We start from the raw sequence: 442 nt of genomic DNA, 5'->3' as shown, positions 1-442 counted from the left end.
GTGGGGTAAAACTGGCGCTGGATGGCGATCTGATTCGTTATAACAGCAAGGAACCGGGCAAAACAGAGTTAGCGGTACGCAAACTGGCAGGGCAGTTGGGAATGAGTGAGCGTGAAATTCGCAGCCAACTGGAGAAAGGCGATAGCCTGGCGTTTGAAAAAACGGCGCTCTACAAGAAAGTCTATAAACTGGCCGAGGCCAAAACGGGCAAGACGCTTGCGCGGGAAATGTTGCCCGGTATTCAACTGGAAAGTCCGAAGATCACGCGCAAGCGGACGACCGCCTGGTTTGCTAAACGAGTTGATGAGCGGCGGGCGCGGTGTATGGGGCGATAAATTTCGCGCTGGGATATTTTCTCCAGCGCGCTAAGGTTTATTGGTGACGGTGACGCCAGCGTAAAAACGCGGCGATAACGGCAAAAATGAGGCAGCCCGTGAGGAAG

General features: G+C 54.1%; 1 pseudogene. It reads left to right on the top strand.

Annotation, left to right across the window (positions count from 1 at the left end):
- Nucleotides 1-335 (top strand): annotated as a pseudogene (gene yaiW / locus RAD15_RS43905) (surface-exposed outer membrane lipoprotein YaiW); the annotation flags it as partial.
- Nucleotides 336-442: the final 107 nt, after the last annotated feature.

Source organism: Bradyrhizobium sp. 14AA, from assembly GCF_054185205.1.
The sequence above is the reverse complement of the archived record's forward strand: the minus strand, read 5'-3'. Positions and strand labels throughout refer to the sequence as shown.